The sequence below is a fragment of the Streptomyces sp. NBC_00090 genome (genome assembly GCF_045160815.1).
Classification (GTDB): Bacteria; Actinomycetota; Actinomycetes; order Streptomycetales; family Streptomycetaceae; genus Streptomyces.
In genome coordinates this window covers 5,519,261-5,537,257 of record NZ_CP108224.1, presented here as the reverse complement: position 1 = coordinate 5,537,257, position 17,997 = coordinate 5,519,261, and the positions used below count along the sequence as shown (strand labels likewise).

The following is a 17,997-nucleotide window of genomic DNA, read 5'->3' as shown; positions in this document are numbered from 1 at the left end:
CCTTAAGAGTTGGGGATGCGGGGTGCGGGGGTGTCGAGCTCGGGTCCGAGGAGCCAGGCGGCGATCTCGCGGATCGCTCCGGAGCCGCCGGGGGTGACGGTGACCGCGCGGGCCGCGGCCCGTACGGAGTCGTGGGCGCTGCTCACCGCGACGGGCCAGCCGACGAGGTGGAAGCAGGGCAGGTCGTTGACGTCGTTGCCGGCGTAGAGCACGCGCTGCGGGTCGATGCCCTCGGCCTCGCACCACTCCTTGAGGGCCCGGTCCTTGCGGTCTATGCCGTGCAGGACGGGGATCTTGAGCTTGCGGGCGCGGGCGGCGACGACGGCGTTCTGTTCGGTGGAGAGGATGAGGACGGGGAGTCCGGCGCGGCGCAGGGCGGCGATGCCGAGGCCGTCGCCGCGGTGCGCGGAGACGAACTCGCGCCCCTCGGAGTCGAGGTGGACCCGGTCGTCGGTCTGGGTGCCGTCGAAGTCGAGGACGACGGCGTCGACGTCGGCGAAGCCGGGCGTGGCGGGCTCGTCGAGGAGCGGCGCGAGGGCCTTGGCGCGGGCGAGGTCGTGCGGGTCGTCGATCTCCAGGACCCGGGCGGGGTCGGTGACGACGAACTCGGTACGGCCGAAGAAGCGGTGCTTGTGCGTACGGAAGCCGGCCGCGTCCATGGCGTAGACGGCGCCGGTCTCCAGGTACTCGGGCTCCCGGTCCTGGCGGCGGGGGCGGTGCGCCTTGTCGTGGTTGACGCCGGTGGCGCCTTCCCGGTCGGTGTCGCGCCAGAGGAAGCCGTGGGACGGGGCGGCGGTGAAGGCCGTGTCGGCGGTGCCCGAGGCGACGCGCTCGGCGGTCTCGGCGACCTCGGCGGAGGTGAGGAAGGGGCTTGTGCACTGGACGAGGAGGACGACGTCGGCCGACCGGCCGTGGGTGGCCTCGAAGGCGTCCATCGCGTGCAGGACCGCCGCCTCGCTGGTGGCGGTGTCGCCCGCGATCTCGGCGGGGCGGTGCACGGCCTCGGCTCCGGCGGTGCGGGCCGCCGCCGCGATGGCGGCGTCGTCGGTGGAGACCAGGACGTGGGTGACCGGGCGGGCGCCGAGGCAGGCGCGGACGGCGCGGGCCACCAGGGGGACGCCGGCCACCGCGGCGAGGTTCTTGGCGGGGACGCCCTTCGAGCCGCCCCTCGCGGGGATCACGGCGAGCACGGTGGCCGTGGTCGTGGTCGTGGTGGCCATCAGAGTTCTCCAAGCCGGCGGATGACGGGGGCCACGCGCTGCACGCCGTGCCGGTACGCGCCCCGCGCCGCCTCCCGGACGATCCGGCGCAGGCCGCTCTCGCGGGGCTCCGGCGCGGTGACGTCCAGGCGGTGGCGGGCGAGGATCCCGGGCAGGTAGCCGGGGGCCGTCTCCGCTGTGTAGTAGGGGGTGATCGGGGGCAGCGCGGGGAGCGCCAGGAGTGCGGCGACCCGGTCGCGGGCCGCGTCGAAGGCCGCCTCGTACGAGCCTCCGGCGGCGGACGCGCTGCCGGAGGAGTCGCCGGCGGCGGAGTGGTCTCCGGCGGCGACGCCCTGCCGGGCGAGCCAGTGCTCGTCCGGGGTCGGGGCGAGGCCCTTGTCGAGCGCGTCGAAGGAGGTCAGCAGGCCGGAGCCGACGAAGTGGTGGTTGCCGAGCGCCTCGCGGACCCCGAGGTCGGTGAGGATCGCGGTGGGGATCCGGCGGTGGAGGGCTTCGAGGGCGGCCGTGGAGGAGACGGTGACCAGGAGGTCGGTGCGGTCGAGGACCTCGCCCATGTGCCCGTACACGAGACGGAAGTTGGCGGGCGGGTCGAGTTCGCGCACCAGCTTCTGGAAGGGGAACTCCTCCAGGTGCGTGGTGTGTTCGCCCGGCTTGGAGCGGAGCTTGAGGAGCACCTCGCGGCCCGGGTGGAGGCGGGCGTGGTCGATCAGCCGCCGCAGGACGTAGGTCCGTTCGGCCCGGGTGGCGGGCACGGACGGCTGGGCGGCGAAGACCAGGCTGTCGCGTCCGGCCTCGGGGGCGTAGGGGGCGCCGCCGAGGAAGGGCAGGGCGGCCTCGACGACCGAGTCGGCGCCGGCGCCGACGCCCTCGTAGACGCCGCGGAAACGCTCGGCGTCGTGGCGGGAGTTGGCGAGGACGACATCGGCGCCGTGGCGCAGGAGGAGCCCGTCGGTGAGCTTCTCGTAGACGACGCCGACGTAGCCGGTGACGATCACCGGGCGTCGCTCCAGGGCCAGGTCGGCCAGGCCCTGGAGGACGGCCCGGACGGTGCCGCCGACAAGGGCGAGGACGATCACGTCGTACCCTTCGCCGCGCGCCTCCGCGTCCCGTACGGCGCGCAGGAACTCCGCGCCCGTCACCTCGCCCGGGGTGGTCGTGGACACCCCGGTCTCGGCGAGTTGGCGCGCGGTGGGCGTGGCCCGTCCGCGCAGGACGTAACCGGTGGGTTCGGCTGTCGCCGTGGTGATGCGGCGCGCGGTGAGGGCGCCCCATTTCCACCGGGTGTCGGAATCGGCGAGTACGGCGACCCGTACCGCTTCTCTGCTGCTTGCTGGCACGTCGAGGACGCTAGAAGGGCATTCCGCTTTCCGGCCCAACTGGACCACAACAAAGGGTGAACAGCGCACCTCCGCCTTCTGAAGCGGCCCGGGACATGGCCGGAATTCGGCCGGAGAAGGGGCGGATTTCCCTTCGGGTAAAGGTGGTTAAGCGGCCCGCCGCTTGGTGTTCACCAGATATCTCCCCACCGGTCGGGGGGAATGCCGGGTCGGCACCTAGCGTCGGCCGCGTGGTCAAGCTCTCCGTGGTCGTGCCGTTCTTCAACGTGCAGACATATGCCCCCGACACCCTCACAAGCCTGCGTGCCAACGCCCGCGAGGACTTCGAGTTCCTGCTGGTCGACGACTGCTCGTCGGACGGGACCCCGGAGCTCCTCGAGCGGGCCGCGCGGGAGCTCCCGGGTGCCGTCCTGATCCGTCACGAGCGCAATGAGGGACTCGCCACGGCACGTAACACCGGCCTGGACGCCGCCCGCGGCGAGTACCTCACCTTCCTGGACGGCGACGACTGGCTCGCCCCCGGCTACTACGAGCGCCTCGTCGCCGCGGCCGAGGGGCTCGGCTGCGACTTCCTGCGCACCGACCACGTCTCCGTCTCCGGCCGCGACCGCGCGGTGCACCGGGCGCCGGTCCCCCGCCGCGGCGAGGTGCTCGACCCCCGGGACGCGATACTGCCCGCCCACCGGACGACCTCGGTCGACTACCCGTACGCGTGGGCCGGGATCTACCACCGGCAGCTCCTGGAGCGCGGACTCCTCCACTTCCCGCACGGGCTGCGGACGGCCGAGGACCGGCCCTGGATCTGGAAGCTGCACCGCGAGGCGGAATCGTTCGCGGCGATCGGGGAACTCGGCGTCTTCTACCGGCGCGGAGTCGCGACCTCGCTCACCCAGATCGGCGACGTCCGCCAATTGGATTTCATCCGCGCATTCGACCAGGTGATCGAGGAAACGGCGAAGGATCCGGCCGCGGATCTCCTCCTTCCCAAGGCCGTGCGGACTTATTGCGCACTGATTTCCCATCACATCGGCGCGATCGGGCGATTCGAACCCGAGGTGGCGCGGCAGCTGAAGGCGATGAGCGCGGGCGCGCTGCGACGGATGCCGCAGGGGGTGCTCGACGAGGCCCTGGCGGCGATGGGCGGGGACCGCGCCACGATGCTCCGCAGGCTGCGGAGGCGGCGCCCGGCCCCACCGCCGGCGGCACCGGACCCGGCACCGGTCGCCGTGTCGGTGTCGGGTTCGGCGTCGGCGTCGGCGTCGGGCTCGGTGTCGACGCCCGCGCCCGCGCCGGTGTCGACGTCCGGAGCGGCCGCGAGCGGTTCCCCGGAGGTGGCGGCATGAGCGCCCGAAGGACCACCCAGATCTTCTGCGCCTCCACCCTCTACGGGGCGGCGACGCTGGCCGCCGCGCTGGACAGCGGCTGCTTCGGCCGGGCCGAGCGCCGGATCCTCCTCGTCACCAACAACGCGGCCGTCCCCGAGACGACCCCCGCCGTCGACCAGGCCGAGGGATTCGAGCGGCTCCGCGACCGTTTCGACTCCGTCGTCTCCTGGAACGAGACGATCTCCCCGCTCCACCCGGCCGGCTGGACTCCGCGCCCGAGCGACCTGCCGATGCTCCAGCGCCATCTGCGACGGCTCTGGCGGCTCGGCGACGACCGGGTCGAACTGGCCCTGGAATCGATCCAGGTGACCCCCGCTCTCGCCATCGCCCAGCTGCTGCCCGAGGCCTCGATCACCGTGTACGCCGACGGGCTGATGAGCTACGGGCCGACCCGCAACAAGATCGACCCGCTGATCGGCGGCCGGGTCGGCCGGCTGCTCCACCTGGACCTCGTCCCCGGGCTCGCACCCCTGCTGCTCGCGGAGTTCGGAGCGGTGCCGGAGACCGTACCGGTGGAGGCGTTCACCAAGGTCGTCGAGGAGCTGGCCGGTCCGGCCCCCGCGGCCGCGGCGGAGGGCCCGGCGCTCCTCCTCGGCCAGTACCTGGCCGCCCTGAACCTCCTCACCGCCGCCGAGGAGGAGGAACTGCACCTGCGGATGGTCCGCGGCGCCGTCGCCCGGGGCCACCGCAGGCTCGTCTTCAAGCCGCACCCGACGGCCCCGGACGCCTGGTCGCGGACGCTGGTGGACGAGGCGGAGCGGCTCGGCGCCGAGCTGACCGTCGAGGACCGGCCCGTACTCGCCGAGGTGCTCTACCGCGAGCTGCGGCCCGCCCTCGTGGTCGGCTGCTTCTCCACCGCGCTGCTCACCGCGCACACCTTCTACGGGCTGCCGGCCGCCCGGGTCGGGACGGGCGCCCTCCTGGAGCGGCTCACCCCGTTCCAGAACAGCAACCGGATCCCGCTCACCGTCGTGGACGCGGTCGTCCCGCCCCTGGAGGAGGACGGCGCGGACGGGCCGGACGGTCCGGCCCCGGACGTGGCGGGCCTGAACGACCTGGTCGCGGCCGTCGGCTTCGCGATGCAGCCGAAGATCCGGGCGGACCTGCGGGAGGCGGCGGCACGGCACCTGTCGGGCCCGCTCGCCGAGCGCACCCGGCACCACTTCACCCGCCGCCGCCTCACCGTCCTGAACCTGCCGGGCGGCCTGCCCGTCCCCCGGCACCCGAAGGTCCGCCGCCTGGCGCGCCGCGCCCTGCGGCTGCGCAAGGCGCTGCGGAAGCAGGGGACCCGCAAGTAGGGGCCGCAAGTAAGGGGTGGCCCGCCAGTAAGGGGTGGCCCGCCAGTAAGGGGCCGCCAGTAAAGGGCCACCAGTAAGGGGCCCATGCCCAGGGAGCCCTCGCGCAGGGTGCCCGTCAACAGAAAAGCCAGGGCCCGGGACCCGTGCGGGGGTCCCGGGCCCTTCCCACCGGCTCAGGCGCGGACGATCGACTCCTGGATCTCCGTCACCCACTGCGACCGGTCCTCGGGGCACTCCAGGTACAGCTCGCGCGCGTAGTGCTCCGACTCGTAGCCGTTGGTCTCCATCCAGCGGGCCAGGGTCTGCGCGGTCGGCAGGATGGTGTCCATCGAGCCCCGGTGGACGATGGTCGCCGCCTGCTCGATGCCGGGCAGGACGTGCACCTCGACGCCTTCCACGGCCGTGCCCTCGGGCACGGTCATGCCGGCGTGCACGACGACCGAACCGTCCCCCTTGCCCGCGTCCTCGTAGTACGCGATCGCCGGGCCGAAGCCGGTGAGACCCGCGGCCTCCAGACGGCCGCACAGCTCCTCGTACAGCGGGCCGATGGCCGGGCCGATGTCGTGCGGGCCGAAGCTCGCGACGACCGTGCTCAGCTCGGCGATCCGCACGGCGGGGATCTTCTTGACGACGACGTCCTGGGTGGACATGCGTCCCTCCGTCTCGATGGCTCGGAGCCGCGCGCCGACCTGGGCGAGCCGGGCCCGCGCCGCCTCCATGGCCGCTTCCAGCTCGGCCTGGCGCAAGCGCAGCATGCCCCGCAGCTCGTGCGCGTCGAACCGCTCGTCGAGGATCGCCCCCACCTGTTCGAGGGTGAAGCCGAGATCCTTGAGCGCGATGACGCGGTTGAGCCGGGCCAGCTGCTCCGCGGTGTAGAAGCGGTAGCCCGTGTGCGGGTCGACCCGGGCCGGGCGCAGCAGTCCGATGGCGTCGTAGTGACGCAGCATGCGGACCGACACCCGCCCGTGCCGGGCGAAGTCTCCGATGGTGAACATGACGACTCCCACGGAACGGCCTCACACCGTGTCAGGGTCAAGCGGGCCGGGTCGGACGGAGGGTCAGGCGCTGCCCAGCGAGAGCTTCGCGGCGAAGCCGAGGAAGAGCGCGCCCGCAGCCGAGGTCGCCCCGGCGGAGAGCCGACGGCGGCTCCGGAACGCGGCCGAGAGCCGTGTCCCGCCGAATATCAGCATCGTGAGGTAGAGGAAGCTGCCGATCTGGAGCAGCGTGCCGAGGACCAGGAAGGAGAGGGCCGGGTACGCGTAGGCCGGGTCCACGAACTGCACGAAGAAGGAGATCAGGAAGAGGATCGCCTTCGGGTTGAAGAGGCTGATGATCAGCGCGCGGCGGTACGGGTTCTCCCCGGGTGCGGTGGCGGAGGCGGCCTGCTCCGGCTCCTCGCCCGCCGCCTCGCCGCGGCCGCGCCACATGGCCCACGCGGCCCGCAGCATGCCGATGGCCATCCAGGTCAGATAGCCGGCGCCCGCGTACTTCACGATCATGAAGAGGAACGGGGTGGTCTGGAGCAGCGAGGCCGCACCGAGCGCGGCGAGCGTCATGAGGACCGCGTCGCCGGTGAACACCCCGGCGGCGGCCTTGTACGCCGTCCGGCTTCCCTTGCGGGCGGCGACGGAGAGCACGTACAGCGAGTTCGGCCCCGGCAGAAGGATGATGAGGACGAGCCCCGCGAGATAGGTCGGCAGATCGATGACACCCAGCATGGAGCGGAGTGTCGCACACGGGTGCGACACTCCGCTGTGACCTGCGTCCACGGGCCGTTCGCCGGTCCTGGAGGGCGCCGGCGGGGAGGGTCCCGGAGGGCGCCGGCGGGGAGCGTCCTGGAAGGCGCTGGTGGGGACGACGTTCCTAGAAGGCGTCGGTGGGGACGTAGGTGCCCCACACCTCGCGCAGCGCGTTGCAGACCTCGCCGACGGTCGCCCGCGCCCTGAGCGCGTCCTTCATCGGGTAGAGGACGTTGTCCGTGCCCTCCGCCGCCTTCTTCAGCTCCACGAGCGCCGCGTCCACGGCCGCCTGGTCCCGCTCGGACCGCAGCTTGGCGAGACGCTCGGCCTGCTGGGCCTCGATCGCCGGGTCGACGCGCAGCGGCTCGTAGGGCTCCTCGACGTCGATCGTGTACCGGTTGACACCGACGACGACCCGCTCGCCGCTGTCCGTCTCCTGCGCGATCCGGTACGCCGAACGCTCGATCTCGCCCTTCTGGAAACCACGCTCGATCGCGGCGACCGCCCCGCCCATCTCCTCGACCTTGGCCATCAGCTCAAGCGCCGCGGCCTCCACGTCGTCCGTCATCTTCTCGACCACATACGAGCCGGCGAACGGGTCCACCGTCGCCGTCACGTCCGTCTCGTAGGCGAGGACCTGCTGCGTACGGAGAGCGAGGCGCGCGGACTTGTCCGTCGGCAGCGCGATCGCCTCGTCGAAGGAGTTCGTGTGCAGCGACTGCGTGCCGCCGAGGACGGCCGCGAGGCCCTGGACGGCGACGCGGACGAGATTGACCTCGGGCTGCTGGGCGGTCAGCTGGACGCCGGCGGTCTGGGTGTGGAAGCGGAGCATCAGCGACTTCGGGTTCTTCGCCCCGAACTCCTCCTTCATCACCCGCGCCCAGATCCGGCGGGCGGCACGGAACTTCGCCACCTCCTCCAGGATCGTCGTACGCGCCACGAAGAAGAAGGACAGCCGCGGCGCGAAGTCGTCCACGTCCATCCCGGCCGCGACCGCCGTACGCACGTACTCGATCCCGTCCGCGAGCGTGAACGCGATCTCCTGCGCGGGCGAGGCCCCCGCCTCCGCCATGTGATAGCCCGAGATCGAGATCGTGTTCCACTTCGGGATCTCGGCCCGGCAGTACTTGAAGATGTCCGCGATCAGACGCAGCGAGGGCTTCGGCGGGAAGATGTACGTGCCCCGCGCGATGTACTCCTTCAGCACATCGTTCTGGATCGTCCCCGTCAGCTGATCCGCCGCGACACCCTGCTCCTCACCGACCAACTGGTACAGCAGCAGAAGCAGCGAACCAGGGGCGTTGATCGTCATCGACGTCGACACCCTGTCCAGCGGAATCCCGTCGAACAACACCCGCATGTCGTCGATCGAGTCGATCGCCACACCCACCTTGCCGACCTCACCCGAGGAGATCGGCGCGTCCGAGTCGTGGCCCATCTGCGTCGGCAGATCGAAGGCGACGGAAAGACCCATCGTGCCGTTCGCGATCAGCTGCTTGTACCGGGCGTTCGACTCCGTCGCCGTACCGAAACCCGCGTACTGCCGCATCGTCCACGGCCGACCCGTGTACATCGAGGGATACACACCACGCGTGAACGGGTACGAACCCGGCTCGCCCAGCTTCTCGGCGGGATCCCACCCCTCCAGAGCCCCCGGCCCGTAGACCGGCTCGATCGGCAGCCCCGACTCCGACTCGCGCGCCATGTGTTGTGCCTTCCGATAGACCTGCTACTCAGCGGTACCGACCCTCGCGACGGACTGTAGCGGCGGGCGTGCGGCCGATGGAGGGCAGCACGCTGGGACCTTCCTCACAGGATGCGCGCTTCCGTACGCACGTGCGCAACCGGACGCGCGTGGGGAGCATCCCTACGTACACACGACTCGTCCCGGGGGGCAACGATGAAGCGGTCTTCGGCCGTCATACGCAGAGCGGTACTGGCAGCGGCGGCGGTGGCACTCGCCACCGGCTGTACGGCCCAGGCGGCCGGAACGGGAGGCGGTGGCGGCGCGAGCCCGTCGTCGAAGGCACCGACGACCGCCGCCCCCACCCCGACGACGGACGACAAGCCGCCGTCCCCCTCCGCCTCCTCCACCACGCCCGCCACTCCCACCGCTCCCGCCACTCCCGACACCGAGGAGCCGGCGCCCAAGGCGCTCATGGGCGACGGCGACGAGAGCGAGCAGGTGCGCGAGCTCCAGGCGCGGCTGCGGCAGCTCGACTACTTCGACCGGGCCCCCACGGGCTTCTACGGGACGATGACGGCGGGCTCGGTCAAGGCGTTCCAGAAGAAGCAGGGGCTGCCGCTGACGGGCTCGGTCGACGAGGTGACCTGGCAGCGGCTGCTCGCCGCGAGCCGGAAGCCGACCGCCGACGAGCTGAAGCCGTCGACCACGAACAAGCTGGACACCCCGGACGCGCGCTGCATGACCGGCCGGGTGCTGTGCATCAGCAAGGAGAGCAGGACCCTCGCCTGGATGATCGACGGCCGGGTCGTCTCGTCCATGGACGTCCGCTTCGGCTCGGAGAACACCCCGACCCGCGAGGGCACGTTCAGCGTGGGCTGGAAGGCCCGCAAGTGGACGTCGACGATCTACCACACGCCGATGCCGTACGCGATGTTCTTCAGCGGCGGCCAGGCGGTGCACTACTCGGCGGACTTCGCGGCCCGCGGCTACAACGGGGCCTCGCACGGCTGCGTCAACGTCCGGGACCGGGCGAAGCTCTCGGCCCTCTTCGACCAGGTGAAGGTCGGCGACAAGGTCGTCGTCCACTGGTAGACCCGGGAAGGAGCGGGAGGAGCGGGAGAAGAAGGGGCGCGGGTGGGACCGGGGGAACGTGCCCCACCCGCGCCGGGTGCGCCGAGCCGTAGGTACGGGGGGAACCCCGGCTCGTTGCGCGGCCGATGACCAGTCGGCTCACTCAATACTGCGCCGCCGGCCCGAAAAGTGTCACACCTGGAACGAGAAGGGCTCAGCGACGGATCGTGTCCGGGTCCCCGGAGTCGCGGTTCCGGCGCTCGTTCGCGCCGTCGCCCGTGCCGTCGTCCGTACCGCCGCTACCGCCGCGGTTGTCGTTCCGGCTGCCGTCCCGGGAGTCGTCACGGCTGCCAGCACCGTCCCCTTTGCCGTCGTCCTTGCCGTCGTCCTTGCCGTCGCCACTGCCGTCCTCCCGGGGATCGGCGGACGCGCCGGACCCGCCCGACCCGCCCGTACCGCCGGAGAGGATCCGGTCGCAGTACCGCCGCAGGGTCTCGCCGCTGCGCAGGTTGCTCGTGAGCTGCCGGCGGCCGGCCTCGTCGAGCCGTCCCGAGCGGAAGTCCCGGCAGGCGTTGAGAGCCTTCTCCCTCAGCGCCGTGCCGCCGTCGACGCTCTTGCTTCCGCCCGGGGTCGGCGTCGTCCTGCCGGGCTCCGGGGTGTGCCGGCCGGTCGGCGGCGAGGTGAGCGACGGGGACACGGGCGATGACGGGGAGGAGGAGACCCCGGGCGAGGGGGACGAGCCGGGGTCGGTGTCGTCCGGTGCCGGCGAGGGCGACAGGGGGTCCTTCTGCACGGAGCCCGAGACGATCGGGTCCGGGCTCTCCACGGCCGTGACGGAGCTCGCAGGCTCGGGGCCAACCAGCGGCAGCACGCCCGTGCCCGCGGCGACGGCGACCCCGCCGACCGTGACGGCGGCGACCGCGGCGGCCAGTCCGTACCGTACGGAACGGCCCCAGCGGCGTGCGGGCGCGGTGACCGGAGCGAGCCGCACCCGGCCCAGTTCGGCGAGGTCGGTGCGGTCGCCGTGGTCGGTGCGGAGGGTGCCGTGCGGGGCGGCGGCCGCGGCGAGGGCGGCGCGTTCGGCGGTGGCCCGGCGGAAGGCGGCCAGTGCCGCCGCTTCCCCGGGCAGTTCGACACCGCCGGCCCGGGCGGCCCGCGGGCCGGGGACGGTGGCGTGCTTACGGGCCGATTCGAGGGCCTCGGCGAGGCGCCGGACCTCGGATCGCGCGGGGTCGTCGAGGGCGTCGACCGGCTCGCCGCGGAGCAGCCGCTCCGCGGCCTCCTGGTCGAGCCACTGGTAGCGCTCGTCGGCCATCACATGTCCTTCTGCGTACGCGGACGTGAATGCGTCACACCGCCGGGGGCCACGGACCCCGGCCCGCGCCCGCGTTGCGGAGGCACACCCTCCAGGGGGACGACGTCTCCGTCGGCCCCGAGGAGTTCGGCGAGTTTCTTGAGGCCCCGGTGCGCGGCGGTCCGTACGGCTCCGGGTCGCTTCCCCAGGGTGTCGGCCGCGCTCTTGGCGTCGAGGCCGACGACGACGCGCAGGACGACGGCCTCGGCCTGGTCCTGGGGGAGTTGGGCGATCAGTTGCATGGTGTGGCTCGTGGCCAGGGCTTCCAGCGCCTCGCCCGCGGTGTCGGACTCGGCCGGCTTGTCGGTGAGTTCGGTCTCGTCGGCTCCCACGGCGGGGCGCCTGCCGCGCATCCGGATGTGGTCGAGCGCGCGATTGCGGGCGATCCGGGCCGCCCAGCCGCGGAAGCGGTCCGCGTCGCCGCTGAAGCGGTCGAGGTCGCGCGCGATCTGGAGCCAGGACTCCGAGGCGACATCCTCGGCGTCGCCGTCGCCGACCAGTGTGCGTATGTAGCCGACCAACCGAGGATGCACGGCGCGATACACAGTACGGAACGCGTTCTCGTCCCCGTCCTGCGCAGCGAGCACCGCGGCGGTCAGCTCCGCGTCGTCCCCCAGCACTCCCCAAACCCTGTTCGTCGGTCGCGTCGTCGCGTCATCGCGGCTGGTCACCACCGCCACGCTGGCTCGCGCATCTGCACGCTACGTCGTGCTCCGGCATCACGTCCATGCGATCCGGGGTCTTTGTACAACTTGCAACCTCAAGACGGGGGGTGTGGCGCGCACATGACGCACGTGCGGGTGCACGTGCCGGTGTGACATAAAGCGCACCCCCGGCGCTGTATGGAGTACGGAGCCGTGCTGCGGCTCCGTGGACGACGACCGGGGCCTCTCCTGTGGGGGGTGGCGGCCCCGGTCGTCTCCCATTTCCCCCCTTCTCTCCCGATTCATCACCGGCCCTGGGAGTACTACGCCCTCCCACTGTCAACCGAAGGTTGACGCTGGAGGGGTGTCAACCTAGGGTTGCCTCATGACGAATCCAGTCGGTCCGAACGTCCCCGTCCGTCTCGACGAGCTCATCGACGCGATCAAGAAGGTCCACCCCGACGCCCTGGAGCAGCTCTCCGGCGCGGTCATCGCGGCGGACCACCTCGGCGATGTCGCCGATCACCTCATCGGCCACTTCGTGGACCAGGCCCGGCGCTCCGGCGCCTCCTGGACCGACATCGGCCGCAGCATGGGCGTCACCCGCCAGGCGGCCCAGAAGCGGTTCGTCCCCAAGGAGCCGGACACGGAGAAGATGGACCCGAACGCGGGGTTCAGCCGCTTCACCCCCCGGGCGCGGAACGTGGTCATGGCCTCCCAGAACGAGGCCACGGCCGCCGGCAACGACGAGATCCTCCCCGCCCACCTGGCCCTCGGCCTCCTCGCCGAGCCCGAGGGGCTCGCGGCGTACTGGATCACCGCGCGGGGCGTGACCCTCGACCAGGTCCGCGAGGCCGTCACGGCGACCCTGCCGCCGGCCGTCGCCGAGGCACCCGCGCTCGTCCCGTACGACGCGGCGGCGAAGAAGGTCCTGGAGCTGACGTTCCGCGAGGCCCTGCGCCTCGGCCACAACTACGTCGGCACCGAGCACATCCTGCTGGCGCTCCTGGAGCACGAGGACGGCGCGGGCGTGCTGAGCGGCCTCGGCCTCGACAAGGCCACGGCGGAGCGGGAGATCGCCTCGGCGATCGCCTCGCTCACGATCCAGGCCCCGGAGACCGGCCAGGAGCCCGGCCAGGGGTCCTGAGGTCGGCCCCGGCCAGGAGTCCGGCCAGGTCCTGAGGCCGGCCCCCGGCCAGGAGTCCTGATGCCGGCCCGGCCAGCAGGAGTCCTTCTGGGGCCGGCCGGTCAGGCGGTGCGGGCCCGGCGCGAGACGACCGCGCGCAGCACCCGGCCGCCCTCGACGGAGAGCTCACGGACCCGGCGCAGTCCGGTCGGGCCGTGGGCGGCCGATTCGAGGACGGCCTGCTGCCGGCGGAGCTCCCCGGCGAGCAGCGGGCCCGCACCGTCCGCGTCCCCGGCCCGGCAGCGCTCGACGAGCCCGTCGGGCACCCCGGCCGCGTCGAACCGGCCGTGCAGGTCGAGGGCGGTGACGGAGCAGGCGCCGGCCCAGGCGCGCAGGGCCTCGGCCGTCCACGCCGGCGGAGCGGTCGCCAGCATCTCCCGTACGGCGCCCTCTCCCGTACCGTCGCCGCCCTCGGCGTCCAGTTCGGCGAGGGCCTTGGCGGCGGCCTCGCCCCAGGCTCCCCCGTCGCCGCGCGCGACGGCCGCCCACACGGGGCGCAGGGCGTCGCCCCGGTCGGCGGCGAGCAGGGGCAGACAGCGGTCGAGGCAGGCGAGACCGGCCGCGGCCAGACCTCGTTCGTCGGCCCCGTCGATCAGTTCCAGCAGGCTCCGGCTCGTCGCCGACGTCATGGACGCCTCCTCGCCACCCGATGCGGACGCAGTACTTCCCCTACTGCGCCGGGGGGCGCTTTTTCGTCACTGCGCGGCCGAAATCATGCCAGTGACCTTGGTGTGCTGCATAGAGGTCAGACGCCGGACGAAGAGGATCGCGAGGACGGCGGCGGCGGCGTCCAGCAGGTAGCCGGCGAGGGACCAGGCCGTGGCGGTGGCGAGGGCGTCGACGGTCTCCGCCCGCCTGTACAGCAGCACAGCGATCCGGTTCACGACCGCGCCGGCGACCCAGACCGTCCACCAGCTGTTGAGGAGCGCCAGCTCGCCCCTGCCGTCGGCGGCGTACGGCTGCCAACGGCTGGCCCGCCAGATGTCGACGGCGACCCCGCGCGGGATCCAGAGGTTGGCGATGGGGATGAACCAGCCGCCGATGGCCCAGCCCGGCCTCCGACTCAGGTCACCGGCCCAGACCTCGGCGTTCCTCCGCAGCCGGTGGAACCAGATGATGAAGACGATCGCGGTCGCCCCGTACAGGGTGGCGGCCACGCTGTAGGCGAGGTTCAGGTTGATCCCGACGAAGGTCGTCGCCCAGAGTGCCTCGTCCGGACCGGACAGCGCCCGGATCTCAGCGGCGGCGAGCGGCAGGTCGAAGGCGAGGTTGAGCGCGAGCAGGACGACGACGGCATACGAAAGGCCGTTCGAATTGCGGAGCTGCATGGGTGTGCGGTTCCCCCCAGGAACGTGCGCCGCCCCTCCCCGAGGCGCCGGCGGCGGCTGCGCGGCCGCCGCCGGGGGAACGTACGCGACCCGGAACGATCGCGTCCACGGGGAATGCCAGGTCGCCTCAGCGCACCTTCGCCGCGAGCGCCCTGAACTGGTCCCAGGTCAGCGTCGGTTTCGCCGGGTCCCACACCTTCTGGGCCAGCGCCGCTAGCGGCAGCCGGATCCCGTCCGCCACCTGCGCCTGCGTCTGGGCGCCCGACAGGTCGCACCAGACCGCGAAGCGCGCGCCGAGGATCTGGGGGTCGTACCGGGCCGGGACCGGCGTCGTGCCCCGCAGCACCAGCGGCGTCCACTGCTCGTAGATGCGGCGCCCGGTGGGGTACGTGAACTGGTTCGGCTCGCCGAGGACGTAGTAGAGGAACTCGTCGTTGAGGTTCACGACCTTGCGGCCCTCGGCCAGGTACTCGGCCGGCGGCCGGGCCCCGATCTCCTTGCCGGTCCAGTACTCGACCTCGATGCCCTTGTCGGCGTTCACGACCCCGCCCCGGAAGAAACCGTCGTTCCAGGCCTTCGCCACCTTGCCCGCGTCGCGCACCACCGCCGCGCGGTCGTTCAGCCAGCCCTCCGCCAGGTCCTGGACGCTCGCCTGGGGGCCGTACTTCTGGCGGGCCGCCGTGGCCAGCTGCGGATAGGAGGCCTCCGGGGAGCGGACGGTCAGCGCCTGGTACTCGTCGGCGCCGACATGGAACCAGCCGCCGGGGAAGAGGCTCGCGTACTCGCGCAGAAGCTCGTCCACGAGCTGCGCCGAGGCAGGCTTGGAGATGTCGATCGCACCCTGGCGCGGGACCCCCTGGACATTGAGCAACCGCAGGTCGGGGTAGGCGCGCAGGACGGCGCCGAGGTGTCCGGGCGAGTCGATCTCGGGCACGACGGTGATGTGCAGGGTCTGCGCGAGGGCGAGGATCCGGCGCACCTCGGCCTTGGTGAGGTGCTGGGCCGAGACGATCTCGGGGTGGGTGTCCGAGGCGATCCGGAAGCCCTGGTCGTCGGAGAAGTGCAGACCGAACTGGTTGAGCTTGAGGTCGGCCATCTCCCGGAGCCGGGCCTCGATCCACTCCGCGGTGAAGAACTTGCGGGCGATGTCGAGGTTCAGTCCGCGCTGGGGCTTCGCGGGGGCGTCGATGACGGTGCCCTCGGGCATCGCGCCCGAGCCCTTCACCGACTGCTTGAGGGTGCGGGTCCCGTAGAAGACGCCCGCCTGGTCGGGTCCGGTGATCCTGACCCGGTCGTCGCGGGTGGTGAGCGTGTACGACTCGGGGGCGCCCTTGCCGCCGAGGGCCAGCTCGACGTCGCCCGCGCGGGCGGCGACTGTGCCCCGGTACGCGATCTTGAGCTCCCCCGCGAGCAGCCGCGCCTCGTCGGCGAGCCCCTCGCTGCCCGTGGCGACGACGATCCCGGCGGTGGGCGTGGGCTTCCAGCCGGGTCCGCGGGCGGCCTCGTGGTCGCGGACGGCGGGGACGGTGCGGGGTGCGGTGGAGAGCGGGTAGGTCCGGGTCGGTGTCGGGCTGGGCGGTGGCGCGCTGGTGGGCGCGGCGCTCGCGGACGTACCGGAGGACGTATCGGAGGACGTACCGGAAGGGGAGGAGGCGGAGGAGGCGGAGGGGGAGGGGCCCGACCCGGACGGAGAGCCGTTCGAGCAGGCCGCCACGGTGGCCAGTGCCACCGCGGTCGCCAGAAGTGCGGGGCCCCGGCGGGGCCCCCGTATGGAGTACCGCATCATTCGGAATCCTCCCGTACGGCGGCCGGTCCGGCCAATCGGGGGAACGGACCGGGGACGGAACGAGCACGGACCGGGCGGCGGAACGAGCCGGAAGAAACCACGGACCGGGCGGCGGAACGAGAGCGGAACGAGCCGGAAGGAACCGCGGACCGGAACCCGATCGTCCATCACTTGTTCCGAAACTCTCCCTTCCGGGTGAAATTCGCGCATCCGTCGGACACTTCCCTCGTCCCGTCGATAACGTTGAGTCACGTCCACCCCACCCGTCCCGGAGTACCGGAGCCCACGCTGACCAGCGACACCCATGCCCCCTGCCGGAAGCCGGGCTCCACGGACACGCCTGCGATACCTGCCCAGAACAAGGGCCCCTCTCCTCAGGCCTCCCCCCAGACCTCTCCCCACGGCCTCACGCGTTTCAACGCCGCCTCGCCCGCCGAGGCCGAGACCCTGCTCCTCTCCTGCTGCCACAGCCCGCGCTGGGCCGAACGGGTGGCGGCGCACCGCCCGTACCCGACGGTCGACGCCCTGCTCGCCGCCGCCGACGAGGCCGGTTACGACCTGTCCCGCGCCGATCTCGACGAGGCGCTGGCCGCCGAGTCCTCCGCCCCGCCGCACCCCGACGCGCCGTCGGCGGCGCGGACCGCGCTGCGGGCCGCCCACGCGGCGTACGAGAGCAGCTTCGGACACGCGTTCGTGATCAGCCTCGAAGGAGTGCGGCCCGGGGAGCGGCTCGACCAGGTTCTGGCCGGAATCCGATCACGTCTCGGCAACGAACCAGAGGAGGAGCGGGTGGTCGCGGCCGACGAGCTGCGGCGGCTGGCCCGCGCCCGGCTGGCCTTCCGGCTCGCCGAAGGGCTCACACGGCGACACTCCGAAGCGTGATTCCGACCGGAAAGCGGCGATTCCGGCTTGTGGGATAGCCCGTCCGTGCCTGTTTGATCACACCGATGGACCCCGCGCGAGCGAACCGACAAGTCGTCGCTACGATGACCGGGGCCGGTGGACCGTACCCGGCCGGGTCAGACCGACAGAGAAGCCGGCCGACCCTGATCCCCGCTCCCGGAGGGTTTTTCCGTGCCGGCTGGAACGCTGTACCGCGGCCGGGAAGGAATGTGGAGCTGGGTGGCTCATCGAGTCACCGGCGTCCTCATCTTCTTCTTCCTGTTCGTACACGTGCTGGACACCGCTCTCGTCCGCGTCTCTCCCGAGGCGTACGACGAGGTCGTCGCGACCTACAAGACGCCGATCGTCGCTCTTCTGGAGTACGGCCTCGTCGCAGCCATCCTCTTCCACGCGCTGAACGGTCTCCGTGTCATCGCCGTGGACTTCTGGTCCAAGGGCCCGCGCTACCAGAAGCAGATGCTCTGGACCGTCGTGGGCATCTGGGTCGTACTGATGGCGGGCTCGCTGTACCCCGTCCTCGGCCACGCCGCACGTGAACTGTTCGGGAGCTGACGCCAGATATGTCTGCTGACACCACCTCCTCCGCCGCCATCGGCCCCGTCGAGGGCGCCCTGTACGACGTGGACAACCCCGCGCCGTACATCGAGGCCCCGCGCAAGCGCACCGGCAAGACGCCGAAGGCGACCCGCGGCAACTTCGAGATGGCCGCATGGCTCTTCATGCGCCTCTCCGGCGTCGTCCTCGTCGTCCTGGTCCTCGGCCACCTGCTGATCCAGCTCTTCCTGGACGGCGGCGTCTCCAAGATCGGCTTCGCCTTCGTGGCCGGCCGCTGGGCGTCCCCGTTCTGGCAGGTCTGGGACCTGCTGATGCTCTGGCTCGCCATGCTGCACGGCGCCAACGGCCTCCGTACCGTCATCAACGACTACGCGGAGCGGGCCAACACGCGCCTGTGGCTCAAGGGCCTGCTGTACACCGCCACGGTGTTCACCATCCTTCTGGGCACGCTGGTGATCTTCACCTTCGACCCGAACATCCGCTAGGCACGGGGCTGAGGTAATC

Annotated in this window: 17 protein-coding genes; 7 read left to right on the top strand and 10 right to left on the bottom strand. The window is 72.1% G+C overall.

The genetic code is table 11. The features are described 5' to 3' along the window. Positions 1–2: 2 nt before the first annotated feature. Together OG361_RS24910 and OG361_RS24905 are read right to left on the bottom strand one after the other, a co-directional pair. Entirely contained in the window at positions 3–1,220 is a 1,218-nt protein-coding gene (locus tag OG361_RS24910; RefSeq protein WP_405856921.1) for a cytidylyltransferase domain-containing protein, read from the bottom strand. Beyond that, the gene (locus OG361_RS24905; RefSeq protein ID WP_405856919.1) at positions 1,220–2,557 is read right to left on the bottom strand and encodes a DUF6716 putative glycosyltransferase; all 1,338 of its coding nucleotides are present in this window, start codon (positions 2,555–2,557) and stop codon (positions 1,220–1,222) included. Before OG361_RS24905 ends, OG361_RS24910 begins: the two co-directional genes overlap by 1 nt. A 230-nt stretch (positions 2,558–2,787) precedes the next feature. On the opposite strand from OG361_RS24905, the gene OG361_RS24900 reads away from it, so the two are divergent. Then, complete coding sequence (locus tag OG361_RS24900; protein ID WP_405856917.1) at positions 2,788–3,900, top strand: glycosyltransferase family 2 protein; 1,113 nt, start codon at positions 2,788–2,790, stop codon at positions 3,898–3,900. Beyond that, positions 3,897–5,240, top strand: coding sequence for a polysialyltransferase family glycosyltransferase (locus OG361_RS24895; RefSeq protein ID WP_405856915.1), 1,344 nt, complete (start codon positions 3,897–3,899; stop codon positions 5,238–5,240). The genes OG361_RS24900 and OG361_RS24895 overlap by 4 nt, the downstream gene beginning before the upstream one ends. Before the next feature lie 173 nt (positions 5,241–5,413). Here the strand turns inward: OG361_RS24895 and OG361_RS24890 are convergent, their stop codons facing one another. From OG361_RS24890 to OG361_RS24880, 3 genes are all read right to left on the bottom strand, one after another. Then, positions 5,414–6,235 carry a MerR family transcriptional regulator gene (locus OG361_RS24890; RefSeq protein ID WP_405856913.1) on the bottom strand — a complete coding sequence of 274 codons (822 nt, stop codon included), beginning with the start codon at positions 6,233–6,235 and terminating at the stop codon, positions 5,414–5,416. 63 nt (positions 6,236–6,298) lie between these two features. Continuing rightward, the gene (gene leuE / locus OG361_RS24885) at positions 6,299–6,958 is read right to left on the bottom strand and encodes a leucine efflux protein LeuE (RefSeq protein WP_405856911.1); all 660 of its coding nucleotides are present in this window, start codon (positions 6,956–6,958) and stop codon (positions 6,299–6,301) included. Positions 6,959–7,103: 145 nt separating this feature from the next. Next, the gene (locus OG361_RS24880) at positions 7,104–8,684 is read right to left on the bottom strand and encodes a methylmalonyl-CoA mutase (RefSeq protein WP_405856909.1); all 1,581 of its coding nucleotides are present in this window, start codon (positions 8,682–8,684) and stop codon (positions 7,104–7,106) included. Between the two features lie 195 nt (positions 8,685–8,879). Here OG361_RS24880 and OG361_RS24875 point away from each other — a divergent pair, with 195 nt between their 5' ends. Then, positions 8,880–9,758, top strand: a complete 879-nt coding sequence (locus OG361_RS24875) for a L,D-transpeptidase family protein (protein WP_405856907.1) — start codon at positions 8,880–8,882, stop codon at positions 9,756–9,758. A 193-nt stretch (positions 9,759–9,951) separates the two neighbouring features. On the opposite strand, the gene OG361_RS24870 is transcribed toward OG361_RS24875, so the two are convergent. Continuing rightward, positions 9,952–11,052: a hypothetical protein gene (locus OG361_RS24870; protein WP_405856905.1), complete on the bottom strand. Its 1,101-nt coding sequence runs from the start codon at positions 11,050–11,052 to the stop codon at positions 9,952–9,954. Then, positions 11,052–11,711, bottom strand: coding sequence for an RNA polymerase sigma factor (locus tag OG361_RS24865; RefSeq protein WP_405856903.1), 660 nt, complete (start codon positions 11,709–11,711; stop codon positions 11,052–11,054). Before OG361_RS24865 ends, OG361_RS24870 begins: the two co-directional genes overlap by 1 nt. A gap of 409 nt (positions 11,712–12,120) precedes the next feature. Between OG361_RS24865 and OG361_RS24860 the strand changes: the two genes are divergently transcribed. Further along, complete coding sequence (locus OG361_RS24860; protein WP_405856901.1) at positions 12,121–12,882, top strand: Clp protease N-terminal domain-containing protein; 762 nt, start codon at positions 12,121–12,123, stop codon at positions 12,880–12,882. A gap of 101 nt (positions 12,883–12,983) precedes the next feature. On the opposite strand, the gene OG361_RS24855 is transcribed toward OG361_RS24860, so the two are convergent. The 3 genes from OG361_RS24855 to OG361_RS24845 all read right to left on the bottom strand — a co-directional run bounded on the left by OG361_RS24855 (position 12,984) and on the right by OG361_RS24845 (position 16,035). Further along, on the bottom strand, positions 12,984–13,550 hold the full coding sequence (locus tag OG361_RS24855) for a hypothetical protein (protein WP_405856899.1): 567 nt from the start codon (positions 13,548–13,550) through the stop codon (positions 12,984–12,986). 66 nt (positions 13,551–13,616) lie between these two features. After that, positions 13,617–14,249 carry a DUF4328 domain-containing protein gene (locus OG361_RS24850; RefSeq protein ID WP_405856897.1) on the bottom strand — a complete coding sequence of 211 codons (633 nt, stop codon included), beginning with the start codon at positions 14,247–14,249 and terminating at the stop codon, positions 13,617–13,619. A gap of 127 nt (positions 14,250–14,376) precedes the next feature. After that, positions 14,377–16,035 carry a beta-N-acetylhexosaminidase gene (locus OG361_RS24845; RefSeq protein WP_405856895.1) on the bottom strand — a complete coding sequence of 553 codons (1,659 nt, stop codon included), beginning with the start codon at positions 16,033–16,035 and terminating at the stop codon, positions 14,377–14,379. A 243-nt stretch (positions 16,036–16,278) separates the two neighbouring features. Here OG361_RS24845 and OG361_RS24840 point away from each other — a divergent pair, with 243 nt between their 5' ends. The 3 genes from OG361_RS24840 (at position 16,279) to OG361_RS24830 (ending at position 17,978) form a co-directional block, all read left to right on the top strand. Then, positions 16,279–16,917, top strand: a complete 639-nt coding sequence (locus OG361_RS24840) for a 2-oxo-4-hydroxy-4-carboxy-5-ureidoimidazoline decarboxylase (RefSeq protein ID WP_405856893.1) — start codon at positions 16,279–16,281, stop codon at positions 16,915–16,917. A gap of 192 nt (positions 16,918–17,109) precedes the next feature. Continuing rightward, positions 17,110–17,490: a succinate dehydrogenase, cytochrome b556 subunit gene (gene sdhC / locus OG361_RS24835; protein WP_015035721.1), complete on the top strand. Its 381-nt coding sequence runs from the start codon at positions 17,110–17,112 to the stop codon at positions 17,488–17,490. Positions 17,491–17,498: 8 nt separating this feature from the next. Then, entirely contained in the window at positions 17,499–17,978 is a 480-nt protein-coding gene (locus OG361_RS24830) for a succinate dehydrogenase hydrophobic membrane anchor subunit (RefSeq protein ID WP_405856891.1), read from the top strand. The last annotated feature ends 19 nt before the right edge of the window (positions 17,979–17,997 follow it).